12 protein-coding genes are annotated in these 12,194 nt (G+C 66.0%); 5 read left to right on the top strand and 7 right to left on the bottom strand.

Annotated elements, in window-relative coordinates; all coding sequences use genetic code 11:
- Positions 1-53: 53 nt before the first annotated feature.
- Entirely contained in the window at positions 54-851 is a 798-nt protein-coding gene (locus CAL25_RS08985; RefSeq protein WP_094799635.1) for a GntR family transcriptional regulator, read from the top strand.
- A 47-nt stretch (positions 852-898) separates the two neighbouring features.
- Here the strand turns inward: CAL25_RS08985 and CAL25_RS08990 are convergent, their stop codons facing one another.
- The 6 genes from CAL25_RS08990 to CAL25_RS09015 form a co-directional block, all read right to left on the bottom strand.
- A complete protein-coding gene (locus CAL25_RS08990) occupies positions 899-1,189 on the bottom strand; it encodes a SelT/SelW/SelH family protein (RefSeq protein ID WP_094799636.1) in 291 nt (96 codons plus the stop codon).
- Between the two features lie 131 nt (positions 1,190-1,320).
- Complete coding sequence (locus CAL25_RS08995) at positions 1,321-2,028, bottom strand: ABC transporter ATP-binding protein (RefSeq protein ID WP_432759234.1); 708 nt, start codon at positions 2,026-2,028, stop codon at positions 1,321-1,323.
- On the bottom strand, positions 2,025-2,813 hold the full coding sequence (locus CAL25_RS09000; protein WP_094799638.1) for an ABC transporter ATP-binding protein: 789 nt from the start codon (positions 2,811-2,813) through the stop codon (positions 2,025-2,027). Before CAL25_RS09000 ends, CAL25_RS08995 begins: the two co-directional genes overlap by 4 nt.
- Entirely contained in the window at positions 2,806-3,666 is an 861-nt protein-coding gene (locus CAL25_RS09005; RefSeq protein WP_094799639.1) for a branched-chain amino acid ABC transporter permease, read from the bottom strand. The genes CAL25_RS09000 and CAL25_RS09005 overlap by 8 nt, the downstream gene beginning before the upstream one ends.
- A gap of 2 nt (positions 3,667-3,668) precedes the next feature.
- Positions 3,669-4,550 (bottom strand): branched-chain amino acid ABC transporter permease, encoded by an 882-nt coding sequence (locus CAL25_RS09010; protein WP_094799640.1) that lies wholly within the window; start codon positions 4,548-4,550, stop codon positions 3,669-3,671.
- 142 nt (positions 4,551-4,692) lie between these two features.
- Positions 4,693-5,847: an ABC transporter substrate-binding protein gene (locus tag CAL25_RS09015; RefSeq protein WP_094799641.1), complete on the bottom strand. Its 1,155-nt coding sequence runs from the start codon at positions 5,845-5,847 to the stop codon at positions 4,693-4,695.
- A 414-nt stretch (positions 5,848-6,261) separates the two neighbouring features.
- Between CAL25_RS09015 and CAL25_RS09020 the strand changes: the two genes are divergently transcribed.
- Positions 6,262-7,851, top strand: a complete 1,590-nt coding sequence (locus CAL25_RS09020; protein ID WP_094799642.1) for a sensor domain-containing diguanylate cyclase — start codon at positions 6,262-6,264, stop codon at positions 7,849-7,851.
- 85 nt (positions 7,852-7,936) lie between these two features.
- Complete coding sequence (locus CAL25_RS09025; protein ID WP_141217905.1) at positions 7,937-9,337, top strand: hypothetical protein; 1,401 nt, start codon at positions 7,937-7,939, stop codon at positions 9,335-9,337.
- A gap of 109 nt (positions 9,338-9,446) precedes the next feature.
- Here the strand turns inward: CAL25_RS09025 and CAL25_RS09030 are convergent, their stop codons facing one another.
- A complete protein-coding gene (locus CAL25_RS09030) occupies positions 9,447-9,965 on the bottom strand; it encodes a TetR/AcrR family transcriptional regulator (RefSeq protein ID WP_212590886.1) in 519 nt (172 codons plus the stop codon).
- Positions 9,966-10,254: 289 nt separating this feature from the next.
- On the opposite strand from CAL25_RS09030, the gene CAL25_RS09035 reads away from it, so the two are divergent.
- Positions 10,255-11,796 carry an ABC transporter substrate-binding protein gene (locus CAL25_RS09035; RefSeq protein WP_249279004.1) on the top strand — a complete coding sequence of 514 codons (1,542 nt, stop codon included), beginning with the start codon at positions 10,255-10,257 and terminating at the stop codon, positions 11,794-11,796.
- 194 nt (positions 11,797-11,990) lie between these two features.
- Positions 11,991-12,155: a rubredoxin gene (locus CAL25_RS09040; protein WP_094799646.1), complete on the top strand. Its 165-nt coding sequence runs from the start codon at positions 11,991-11,993 to the stop codon at positions 12,153-12,155.
- Positions 12,156-12,194: the final 39 nt, after the last annotated feature.

Raw genomic sequence — 12,194 nt, forward strand, 5'->3', positions numbered from 1 at the left:
GCTGCCCCACAGCGCGGGGCGCCTCGCCGCCCCGCGCCACTCGACATCGCTCCATGAAGAAAGCAGCATCTCCCTCCCGCGCACGGCCGGCGGCGGCTCCCGAGCCCGCCACCGCGCGGACGGTCACGCGCGGTCGCCCCAAGGTCCGGCCCAGCACGCTCGTCCCGGCGGCGGCGGACGGCACCGAGGACACCGAAACCCGCATTTACCAGGCCGTGGTCAGCGGTGTGATGAGCCAGCGCCTGCGCCCCGGCACCAAGCTGCCCGAGGCCGCGCTGTGCGAACTCTTCGGCGTGGGCCGCAGCACGGTGCAAAAGGTGTTGCAACGGCTGGCGCACGACCACGTGGTGGAGCTGCGCCCCAATCGCGGCGCGATGGTGGCCATGCCGACCCGCGAAGAGGTCGGCATGCTGTTCGAGGCACGCCGCGCGCTCGAGGCCGCCATCCTGCCGCTGGTCGCGCAGGCCGCCACGCGCGCCGACTACGCCTCGCTGCGCCGGCAACTGCGCGACGAACACCGCGCCATGCACACCCTGCCGCAAACGGAATGGGCGCGGCTCGCCAGCGCCTTTCATGTGCGCCTGGGCGAGCTGTCGCGCAATCCGATTCTCGCGCGCTATCTGGCCGAATTGATCTCGCGTTGCTCGCTCGTGGTGGCGATTTTTCAGCCGCCCGGCAACGCCACCTGCGAGCACGACGAGCACGCGCGTGTGGTCGACCATCTCGAACAGGGCCGCGTCGATGAGGCGATCGCCGAGATGGATCAACATCTGCGCCAACTCGAATCGCACATTCAGCTCGTGGAAGCGCCCACCGGGCTGAGCCTGGCCGACATGCTGGGGCTCGGCTGAGCGCTCGGCCGCCACGCGCACGGCGTGGCCGCGCCGCCGCTCCGTGCTCAGGCGCCGTGGCGATCGATATGGCCGAGATCCCGGCCCGGATCGAGCTGGTCGCGCACGCGCTGCTTGAGCGCCTTGGCGTCGGGAAACCCGCCGTCGCTGCGGCGGTCCCAGATCACCGTGCCATTCACCGTCACGATGAACACGCCGCCCGTTCCGGGCACCAGTGCCACCTCGCCCAGATCGGTGGAAAACGTCGACAGCAACTCCTGCGCCATCCACGCCGCCCGCAGCAGCCATTGGCATTGCGTGCAGTACTGAATGGTGATTCTCGGCAAGGGATGGGGCATGCGTCGCTCCTGCGATGGCGGATCAGGGCATCAATGTAGCGCTGGTGTTCGCGCAATATGCAAAAGACCCTGCCGCGCGAACGGCAGGGTCCTGGTCTCGCGCCCGGCGCCCTGAACCTGGCACCCGGCACTCAGGCGCCGAGGTAGGCCTCGAGCACGCGCGGATGCCCGAGCAGCTCGCGGCCGGTGCCCGACAGCGCCAGCGCGCCGTTCTCGAGCACGTAGCCCCGTTGCGCGATGCGCAGCGCCTGACGCACGTTCTGCTCCACCAGCAGCAGCGTGAGCCCGTCGCCGTTGACCGCGCGCAGCGAGCGGAAGATCTCCTGCACCACGATGGGCGCCAGCCCCATCGACGGCTCGTCGAGCAGCAGCAGGCGCGGCTTGGCCATCAGCGCCCGGCCGATGGCCAGCATCTGCTGCTCACCGCCGGACAGATTGCCGGCCATGCCGTCGATGCGCTCCTTCAGGCGCGGAAACAGATGGAACACGTATTCCAGCTCGCTCGCCGCATCCTTCAGGCCGCGGCGATAGGCGCCGAGCTCGAGGTTTTCGCGCACCGTCATGGTGGTCAGGATGGCCCGACCCTCCGGCACCTGGACGATGCCGCGCGCCACGATCTCATGCGGCGCGAGACGGGTGATGTCCTCGCCTTCGAAGCGGACCGCGCCCCTGGCCTTGGGCAACAGACCCGACAGCGCCAGCAGCGTGGTGGACTTGCCCGCGCCGTTGGCGCCGACCAGCGCCGTGACCTGCCCCGCCTCGAGCGCGAAGTCGATGTTGCGCACCGCCTCGATATGGCCGTAATTGACTTCCAGCCCGGTGACTTCGAGCATGCTCATGACTGCACCTCCGCATGCGTGGGCTCATCGTCTTCTTCGCGGCCCAGATAGGCCTCGATCACCTGCTCGTTGTTGCGGATCTCTTCGGGACCACCGCAGGCGATGATCTTGCCGAAATTCAGCACCGCGATGCGCTCGCACAGGCCCATCACGAAACGCATGTCGTGCTCGATCATGAGGATGGTGTAGCCGCGATCGCGGATTGCGGTGATCTCGCGCATGAGCTCGGCGCGCTCGCCGGTGTTCATGCCGGCCACCGGCTCGTCGAGCAGCAACAGCTTGGGCTCGGTCGCCAACGCGCGCGCCAGCTCCAGGCGGCGCTGTTCGCCATACGACAGGTTGTCGGCCAGATCGTCGGCCTTGTGCTCGAGGCGCATCCACGACAACAGCTCGCGGGCACGCTCGCGCGCCCGCGCTTCGTGACGGCGGTAGTCGGGCAGGCCCGCCAGCAGGCTCGCGAAACCGTAGTCCATGTGGCGATAGGCGCCCACGACGACGTTCTCGAGCAGCGTCATCTCCTTGAAAAGGCGGATGTTCTGGAACGTGCGGGCAATGCCCATGCGCGTGATCTGATACGGCTTTTTGCGCAGCAGGTCCTGGCCTTCGTAGCGGATGCTGCCGCTGGAGGGATCCAGCAGGCCCGTGATCAGATTGAACACCGTGGTCTTGCCCGCGCCGTTGGGGCCGATCAGGCCGAAGATCGCGCCTTGCGGCACGCTCAGATTGACGTCATGCAGCACGTGCAGGCCGCCGAAACTCTTGGAGACGGAGGTCAGCTCAAGCATGCTTGCCTCCCTTGAACCAGCGCTTGAAGCGCGCGGGATCCCAGATACCTTGCGGCAGGAACAACACGATAAGCACCAGGATGAGGCCGTTGACGACGAGGCGGAAGTCGGAGAATCCGCGCAGCATCTCGGGCAACAGGGTGATGATGAAACTGCCCACGAGCGGTCCGATCAGGCTGCCGATGCCGCCGAGAATGGTCATGGTGAGGATCTCCACGCCACGATCGAAGCCGTACTCGTTGGGGCCGATGAAGAAGGTCAGGTGGGCATTGAGCGCACCGGCCAGGCCCGCGATCATGGCGCCGGCCACGAAGGCAAGCATCTTGTTCGCCCGCACGTCGATGCCCATCAGGCCGGCCGCGGTTTCGTCGCCCCGGATGGCGTCGAACGCGCGTCCCACCTTCGAGGCCCGGACGCGCCACAGCACGAACAGCACGATGAGCAGCGACAGCAGCACATGCCACCACTGCGTCAGCTGCGGAATGCCATTCAGGCCGAGCGCGCCACCCGTGAGCGATTCGGTATTGAGGATCGTGACGCGCACGACCTCGCCGAAGCCCAGCGTGGCCATGGCCAGATACACCCCCGAAAGCCGGAGCGTGGGCAAGCCGATCAGCAGCGCCACGATCGCCGGCGCGACCATGCCGCCCGCGAGCGCCACCGAGAAGGGCATGTCGTAATTCATCGTGAGCAGCGCCGCCGCGTAGGCGCCGATGCCCATGAACGCCGCGTTGGCCATGGCAAGCATGCCGCAGGCCAGCGTCAGCCAGATCGAGAGCGCCAGCAGCGCGTTGGTGCCCAGCGTGAGCACCAGGTTGCCATAAATGGCCCAGAAGTTTTCGAATCCACTCATGCTCAGGCCTTGCGTTGCACGACTTTGCCGAACAGCCCTTGCGGACGCACCAGCAGGATCAGGAAGAGCAGCCCGAACGCGACGGCGTCGCGCATGGTCGAGCCCACGTAGGCCACCGACAGCACTTCGGCAAACCCGAGGAACAGGCCGCCGAGCATGGCGCCACGGATGTCGCCCATGCCGCCCAGAATGATGACGGCGATGCCCTTGTGCAGCATTGGCTGTCCCATCAGCGGGAACAGCGCGTTGGAGTACAGGCCGATCAGCACGCCGGCCACGCCACCGAGCGCGGCGGCGGCGAACGAGGTGGTCAGGAACAGGCGCTCGACGTTGATGCCCAGCAGCCAGGCCGCCTTGGGCGACTCGGCGATGGCGCGCAGCGCACGGCCGAACTGGGTGCGGTGCATGACGACCATCAGCACGGCCATCAGCGCGAACGACAGGAAGATGATGCCCAGCTCGATCACGGTCACGTGCAGGCCGGCCACTTCGATCACATCCTCGGGCACGGTGCCGTGCGGGAAGCGCAGATTGGCGGCGCCGAAGATGCCTTGCGCGGCGTTGTTGAGCACGATGCCCACGCCGATCGTGGCGATCATCGGGATCAGGTGGGGCGCATTGCGCTTGCGCAGCGGCTTGAGCACCAGCACATCGATGAGCGCGCCGATCGCGCCAGACACCACGAACGCGGCGATCAGCGCGGCCCACAGCGGCAGTTGCAGGTACGACACGACCACGAGCGCCGCGTAGGCGCCGGTCATGAACACCGCGCCGTGCGCGAGGTTGATCACGCCGAGCACGCCGAAGACCAGCGTGAAGCCCAGCGCGAAGAGCGCATAGACGCAGCCCAGCGAGAGGGCATTGACGAATTGTTGTTCCAACATGGCGTTGTCCGGTTCAAAAATGCCTTGAGGGCGGCGCCGACGCCGCCCTCAAGCAGCCGGGGCCGCGCCCTGCGGCGCCGCGTACCGGCCGATGACGACCACGGGCGCTCAGGCGCCCGCGCCGCGGTTCAATGACCGCGCATCACTTTTCAATGACGTACTTGCCGTCCTTGGTGACGCTGACGATCGGCGCCTGCTGCGCGTCGTAGCCGGCGGGTTTGCCGGCACGGTCCTTGGCCTGGCGGAACTGGAACGGGCCGGTCGCGCCGCTCCACTTGACTTCGGGCAGCGCGTCGCGCAGCGCCGTGCGGTCCTTGGCGAGGTCGCCGGTGAGCTTCACGTTTTTCAGGCCTTGCGCCACGATGTACAGCGCGTCGTACGACTGGGCCGAGAACTGATCCGGGGCCGAGCCGAACTTGGCCTTGTAGGCCGCGATGAACTTGGTGTTTTCGGGCGTCTGGTTTTCGATGGACCAGGGGCTGCCGATCCAGAGATTGTTCGACGCGCCGCCGGGGGCCAGGTCGAAAATCTTGACCGAGTTCATGCCGTTGCCACCGATCACGGGCACGTTCAGGCCGAGCTGACGCGCCTGCACCATGATCGGGCCGCCTTCGGCCAGCAGGGCCGACAGCACGATGGCGTCGGGATTGGTGCCCTTGATCTTGGTGAGCTGCGCCTTGAAGTCGACATCGCCCTTGGCGAAGGTTTCGGTGGTGGTCACCGGCACCTTCTGGTCGTCGAGCGCCTTCTTGAAGTTGTCGTAGCCGCTCTTGGTGAAGACGTCGTCGTTGCCGTAGAGCACGGCCACGTTCTTCATGCCGGTCTTGCGGCGCACGGTCTCGATGGTGGCGGGCAGCACATCGGCTTCGGTGACCGAGTTACGGAACACGTAATTGCCGATGGAGGTGATGCCGTCAGCCGTGTTCGAGGTGCCGAAAGCGACCGTCTTGGCGGCTTGCGCGACCGGGTCGGCGGCCTGCGCCGAGTTCGACAGCGTGGGGCCGAAGACCATCAGGACCTTGTCCTGGAAGATCAGCTTCTTGAAGACGTTGATGGCTTCTTCTTTCTTGCCCTGCTCGTCTTCGATGACCAGCGCGAGCTTGTTGCCATTGACGCCCCCGGCGGCGTTGATCTCTTCGGCGGCCAGCTGGAAGCCATTGCGGATCGACACGCCGTATTGGGCGGCACCGCCGGAAAGCGCTTCGGCAACGCCGAGCTTGATGTCGGCGGCGTGCGCGGTCCCCAGCGTGCCGAAGGCGGTCAGCAGGGCCAAGCCAAGTTTGTTGATGCGTTGCATGTCACTACCCCTCAATCCGTTTGTCTCGATGTGATGTTGTGTGCCGGCGAGCTCCACGGCGCGAATGAATGCGTCGTTACAGATGGGCACAGGCCTTGGCGAGCGCTGATATTACACCTTTGAACACGCGGCGTAGCGGTGAAAATAAGCAATAAATAAGGTTCGATATCGGGGTTTGCGCAACAGGCTTGCGCCATGCTCCGGCGGCCTCCCGATTCAGCCCGACATCCGTCGCTTTGAAGGACCGGACGCTCGCAAATTTCCGGCTAACCGTCACACCGCTTCGCATTCCTGCAACACCCTCACGCCACTTGACCCTTTTTTCCGCAAACCGACTACCCTAAGCAAACGGCGCTGCCGCCTCACCGCCCACGAGACACGCCGACCGTCCCATAACAAAGGCATCGCTGCGTCATGGATCACGCCCCCGCCCGCCCCGTCCGGCGCCGCCCCACTCTGCGGGCGGCTCTGGTGGCGCTGGTCCTGGTCTGTACCGTGCCCGCCGCGCTGGTCGCCGCGGGTGCCGTCTATCAGGACTACCTGCTGCGCAAGGAGCGCGTGTTCGAGTCGGCGATATCCACGGCACGCAACCTGGTGGCCGAGGTCGAGCGCGAGCTGCACGGCATCGAAGCCGGCCTGCGCGTGCTGGCCACGGCCGAAGACCTGGCCCGCGGCGACATGGAATCGTTCTACCGGCGCATCGAAGACGCCCTGCGGCTGCAGAACGTCGACGGCTACCTGCTGATCGATCCGCAAGGCATGCAGGTCCTCAACACGGATCGGCACTACCCCGCCGTGCCGGTGCGCAGCGCCATTCCGGCCGGCACGCTGAGCCAGGCCATCGACGAGCGCAAGACCGCGGTGTCGGGCCTGTTTCATACGGCGATCGGCGGCGAGCTCACGTTGGCCGTGAGCGTGCCGGTGGAGATCGGGGCAACCGTGCCGTATACGCTCAGCGCGGACATCCGCCCGATTCGCATCAGCCAGATCCTGCAGCGCCACCAGCTCGATACCGGCTGGGTGGCGGCGGCGCTCGACAGCAACGCGGTCATCGTGGGCCGCAGCCGCGATGATGCCCGCTACATCGGCCAGTCGGCCGTGGGCAGCCTGGCCGAATCGATCAAATCTCAACGCGAGGGCACGCTCCAGAGCGAAACCAAGGAAGGCATTCCCGTCCTGACCGCCTTCACCCACAGCACCGATGCGCAATGGGCCGTGGCGGTGGGCGCGCCGATTGCCGAGCTGGCGGCGGGGCTGCGGCGCTCGATGCTGCTGGTGATGCTGACCGGCGGAGCCATCATCCTGAGCGGCATGCTGCTGGCGTATCGCCTGGGCCGCATGATCGAGGCGTCCGTCGCGGCGCTGATCGAGCCAGCCGTGGCGCTGGGCAACGGCGGTGAGATCGAGGTGCCGGCCACTCGCTTCCGCGAAACCGCGGCGCTGGGAGACGCGCTGACGCATGCCTCGCAGATGCTCATCAAGACCCAGGAGCTGGCGTATCACGACCCGCTCACGGCGCTCAGCAACCGACTGCTGTTCCGCGAACTCGCCCTGCACGCGCTCGCGGCGGCTCAGCGCACCGGCCGGCCGGTGGCGCTGCTCGCGCTCGACCTCGACAACTTCAAGGAGGTCAACGACAGGAACGGGCACGGCCTCGGCGACCTGGTCCTGCGCATCGCCGCCGACCGCATGCGCAACACCCTGCGCAGCGCCGACATCGTCGCGCGCTTCGGTGGCGACGAGTTCGTGGCGCTGCTCGAGGACACCGATCGGGACCAGGCGATGCGCCTGGCCGAGGAGCTGATCCGCGCGCTCTCGGCGCCCTACCCGGCGGTCCTGCAGCAGGTGGGCGCCTCGGCCGGCATCGCGATGTTCCCGCAGGATGCGGCGGATCTGGACAGCCTGCTGGAGCTCGCCGATCGCGCGCTCTACGCCGCCAAGGCCGCGGGCCGCGGCCGCGCGCATCCCGCCTCGCCCATCGGCGGGCCGGCGGCGTCCACATAGCCGCAACGGAACGATCCGCGCCGCGCCGTTACTCACGGGCATTCGGGTACCCACGTTCCGGGACCCGCCCGCGAGAGGATTCAGTATGACTACGAGCGTAAGTTACAACGGCGTGAATCTCAGCCAGTCGCGCATGGACCACATTGCGCAGGCCGAAACGCTGGGCGAGGCCCAACGCATGGGCGTGTTCGACAGCATCAAGGACTTCTTCCGGGGCGGCGCCAAGAAAGAAGCCATCAAGCAGGCCTTCGACGCACTGCATACCCCGCCACAGGGCGCCGCGGGCGATCTCGCCGCGCATGAGGATCTGCTGGTGCACCTGAGCAACCTGCAACAGGCGCTCGAGCCTGCGCACACCGCCCTGGCCCGCCTGGATGTCGCGGAGAATCCGGCGACCCGCACCTGGTCATACAGCATCAGCGTGAACGACAAGCCGCTGGCTGCGGCGCAGGACCTGCCGATCGGCACCGGCTACACGCTGGCCGTGTTCAAGGACTTCGCGATGCTGTCGAACCTGGGGCACCATCTGCACGAGCGGCAAGGCATCGATGCCAGCGCCACGATGCGACAGCTGCACGAGCAATTCCGCGAGATGAACGCGGCCCATGCGGACGGCGCCGGCTTCGATCACCCCGGCGTCGCGCTCGAAAAATTCGGCGTCATCCTGCAATCGTTGCCAGGGCTCGGCGGCGCCGATCGCAATCTCTTCCCGCAGGTGTCCATCAACGATGCGTTTTCCGCGGCGACGCTCTCGGTCGAGGGGCTCGAACTCGGCACCGTGGCCATCCAGGATCGTGCCACCCTCACCGACGTGATGGCGACCAAGGCGCGCGAAGGCCTGTGTCTCGCCAACCAGCTGCTGGCCTCGCGCGACACGGCGCAGGCCACGCGCGAGAGCGTGCAGGACATGGCCGACAGCGCCACCGACCGCCAGGCGATCACCGACAGGCTCGACGACCCGTTCTTCAGCAGCGCCAACTTCAAGGGCGTGACGCGCAACCCCGACCAGCCCGCGGTGTTCCAGGCGCGCTTCGAGGCCGCCGGCCGGACCGAGACGCTCGACCTTTCGGACCGCACGGCAAGCAATATGGAGCTGCGCGGCGCGCGCCTCGAGAACAAGCTCGCGACGCAGCAATATCAAAACCTGAGCGAGCTCATCGCGAGCGACTTCGGCGCGGCCCACGACACCATGATGGTCTACTCGCTCAATGCGGTGCGCAACGAGATCGACCAGTTGCTCGGCGCGATCGGCGCGGGCATCGCCGATCACACGCATGCCCAGGACCTGCCCAAGGGCGACGACATCCCGGCTTACATCAGCGAACTCAAGGGCAGCGTGATCGCGCCGATGGACGTGGGCCGCACCACGCTGGGTGAGATCTGGCAGTGGCCGATCACGCCGCAGACGCCGCCGGACGTGCAGCCCGATGCGCGCGACGGCGCGCCGCCGCACGACCTGGGCCGGTTCATGGATCAGCGCGCCTGAAGCTCGTCCTGCCGCGCCTTCGTTGACGACATGCCGTCGCCCGGGCCCGCCGCGATGCGGGCACCGGGAGGCGTCGCGTCACCGCTCGGCGCACAGGCCGACGTTGGCGTCATTCGCCGGTGCTGGCCTCGATCAAGGACTTGACGAAGGCGCTGTCCAGCCCGGCGAGACCGAACTGAGAGCGATAGAAAATCGTGCCGTAGATCTGGTCGTATATGTCTTCGGGCGGCCGCCTGGACTTGATCTCACCTGACTTCTGACCGCGGCGGATCACCTCGACGCCGCGCTCGCGCCGGATGCTCAGATACCGGCTCACGAACAGCTCGGTGCTGCCGGTTTCAGCCATGCACTCGGCCAGCACGGCCAGCTGCACCCGCCCCAGATCCCCCTGCAGCTCTGTCACGTAGAGCTCGGCATGGGCACAGATGATTTCCTTGGCCGTGCCGTTCGGACCGAGCGGAAGCGCCTGATTGGCTTTACGCAGAAACGCGTCGATCAACAGATGCAGGCGATTTTCCCACCACTTGTAGATCGTCATCTTAGACACGCCGGTGTCGTCGGCGATCGCCTGGATCGTCGCGCCGCGCAGTCCGTGCGCCGCGCTCAGCCGATACGCGGCGTCGAGCACGGCCTCCGTGGCCTCGATGGAACGCGGCCTGCCCGGACTTCTCGTCTGGCGCACTTTCCGATCACCAGCCGCTGTCTGTGTCATGCGAGTGTCTCCATCCCACGCTGCTAGGAAAACCCCTATTCTCAATTAGTGTACGTCCAGTACAGTAACGCTGTCCTACGAGGTGCTCCGTGCCGCGGAGCAAGACGAAGACAAAAACAGCCATCTCGACACCTGACCAAGCACGGGTGACGCTACAGCAAGGGGAAAACGAATGCTCGGCATCACGAATAAAACGACGTACAAAATGGCATTGGCCGCCGGCCTGCTGGCTGCCTGTTTCGGTGCAAGCGCCCAGACGAAAGGCGGCTCGCTCAGCATGATCGTTCAGCCGGAGCCGCCCACGCTGGTCACCGCGTTGAATCAGCAAAGTCCGACGCAGTTCGTCGCGGGCAAGATCTACGAAAGCCTGCTGACCTATTCGTTCGACCTGAAACCCCAGCCCGGACTGGCGAAGTCGTGGGAGATTTCGGACGACGGGCTCACCTACACCTTCCATCTGCGCGAGGGCGTGAAGTGGCACGACGGCAAGGACTTCACGGCCGACGACGTGGTCTACACCATCGCCGAGATTCTGCCGAAGACGCACGCCCGGACCAAGGTGGTGCTGGGCAAGTTCCTGCAGAGCATCGAGAAGACCGACGATCACACCGTCGTGATCAAGCTCAGCGCGCCCTTCCCCGCGTTCATCCTGATGTTCGATCCGGGCACGGTGCCGATCATGCCCAAGCACCTGTACGCGGGCACCGACGTCGCCACGAACCCGGCCAACCAGAAGCCGATCGGCACCGGGCCGTTCAAGTTCGATGAATGGAAACGCGGCCAGCACATCAAGCTCAAGCGCAACGACGCCTACTGGAAGCCGGGCCTGCCCTATCTAGACGAGCTGATCTTCAACGTCATCCCCGACTCCGCGTCGCGCGCCGTCGCCTACGAACGCGGCAGCGTCGATGTGCTGCGCGGCGGCGACATCGACAACGTCGACGTCAAGCGGCTGCGCTCCGTCGCCGGGACCGAATACACCACCAAGGGCTGGGAACTCTTCTCGCCCCAAGCCTACCTCGTGTTCAACATGCGCAAGCCGCCCTTCGACAATGTGAAGGTGCGCCAGGCCGTCATGCACGCGATGAATCGCCAACTGGTGGTCAACGCCATCTTTTTCGGCCAGGGCAAAGTCTCGACCAGTCCGTTCGTGGCCAGCGAGATGTTCTTCGACAAGTCGATCGCGCCCATCCCGTTCGACATGAAGAAGGCGCGCGCCCTGATCAAGGAATCCGGCATCAACCCCGGTGACTACACGATCCGTCAGCTCGGGCTGCCGTATGGATCGACGTGGGAGCGTCTGGACGAGTACACGAAGCAGGTGCTGGAACAGCTCGGCTTCAAGGTGAACAGCGAATCGACGGACGCGGGCGGCTGGGCCGCGCGCACCGGCAACTGGGACTTCGACATCACGACCAGCTTCACCTACCAGTACGGCGATCCCGCGCTGGGCGTACAGCGCCTCTACGTGGCCTCGAACATGGTGAAGGGATCGCCTTTCGCGAACGTTCAGGGCTACAACAACCCCGAGGCCGACAAGCTCTGGGTGCAGGCCGCCTCCGAAGTCGATCCGGCGAAACGCGAGGCCATGTACAGCACGCTGCAGAAGACACTCGTCAACGACGTGGCCAACGGCTTTCTCGTCGACATGGAGTACCCCACTCTCTACCGCAGCAAGGTCAAGAATCTGGTCAAGACCGCGATCGGTTTGAACGAGACCTTCGACGACGTCTACATCGAGAAGTAATCCACTTCTTCCAGCCAGGCCAGTGTCGCTACGCCGCCCCGTCATCGCGGGGCGGCGAGCCGCCGTATCGCATGCCGCGGCCGCGAATCCCGCGAAAACCACGGCATGTATTTCGATCGACCATTTATTGTACTCGTAGTACAGTATTGTTGTGACGCGGCCCCAACGTGTGCCGCGGCACCAGGGAAGCAAGCATGAAAACGTGGATGTGCGTGATCTGTGGGTGGATCTATGACGAGGCGGAAGGCGCGCCGAGCCACGGCCTCCCCGCCGGCACCGCCTGGGCGGATGTCCCCGACGCATGGCTCTGTCCGGAGTGCGGCGCGGGCAAGGCGGATTTCGAGATGGTCGAGGTCTGAACACCGGCCCTGCTCATCGACCGACCTTTTTACGGAACG

It is taken from the genome of Bordetella genomosp. 5, assembly GCF_002261315.1.
Classification (GTDB): Bacteria; Pseudomonadota; Gammaproteobacteria; order Burkholderiales; family Burkholderiaceae_B; genus Bordetella.

What these genes read in the sequence shown, in the direction of transcription:
- CAL25_RS08985 (WP_094799635.1), top strand. Translation starts at nt 54, where the DNA reads ATGAAGAAAGCAGCATCTCCCTCCCGCGCACGGCCGGCGGCGGCTCCC.
- CAL25_RS08990 (WP_094799636.1), bottom strand. Translation starts at nt 1,189, where the DNA reads ATGCCCCATCCCTTGCCGAGAATCACCATTCAGTACTGCACGCAATGC.
- CAL25_RS08995 (WP_432759234.1), bottom strand. Translation starts at nt 2,028, where the DNA reads ATGAGCATGCTCGAAGTCACCGGGCTGGAAGTCAATTACGGCCATATC.
- CAL25_RS09000 (WP_094799638.1), bottom strand. Translation starts at nt 2,813, where the DNA reads ATGCTTGAGCTGACCTCCGTCTCCAAGAGTTTCGGCGGCCTGCACGTG.
- CAL25_RS09005 (WP_094799639.1), bottom strand. Translation starts at nt 3,666, where the DNA reads ATGAGTGGATTCGAAAACTTCTGGGCCATTTATGGCAACCTGGTGCTC.
- CAL25_RS09010 (WP_094799640.1), bottom strand. Translation starts at nt 4,550, where the DNA reads ATGTTGGAACAACAATTCGTCAATGCCCTCTCGCTGGGCTGCGTCTAT.
- CAL25_RS09015 (WP_094799641.1), bottom strand. Translation starts at nt 5,847, where the DNA reads ATGCAACGCATCAACAAACTTGGCTTGGCCCTGCTGACCGCCTTCGGC.
- CAL25_RS09020 (WP_094799642.1), top strand. Translation starts at nt 6,262, where the DNA reads ATGGATCACGCCCCCGCCCGCCCCGTCCGGCGCCGCCCCACTCTGCGG.
- CAL25_RS09025 (WP_141217905.1), top strand. Translation starts at nt 7,937, where the DNA reads ATGACTACGAGCGTAAGTTACAACGGCGTGAATCTCAGCCAGTCGCGC.
- CAL25_RS09035 (WP_249279004.1), top strand. Translation starts at nt 10,255, where the DNA reads ATGGCATTGGCCGCCGGCCTGCTGGCTGCCTGTTTCGGTGCAAGCGCC.
- CAL25_RS09040 (WP_094799646.1), top strand. Translation starts at nt 11,991, where the DNA reads ATGAAAACGTGGATGTGCGTGATCTGTGGGTGGATCTATGACGAGGCG.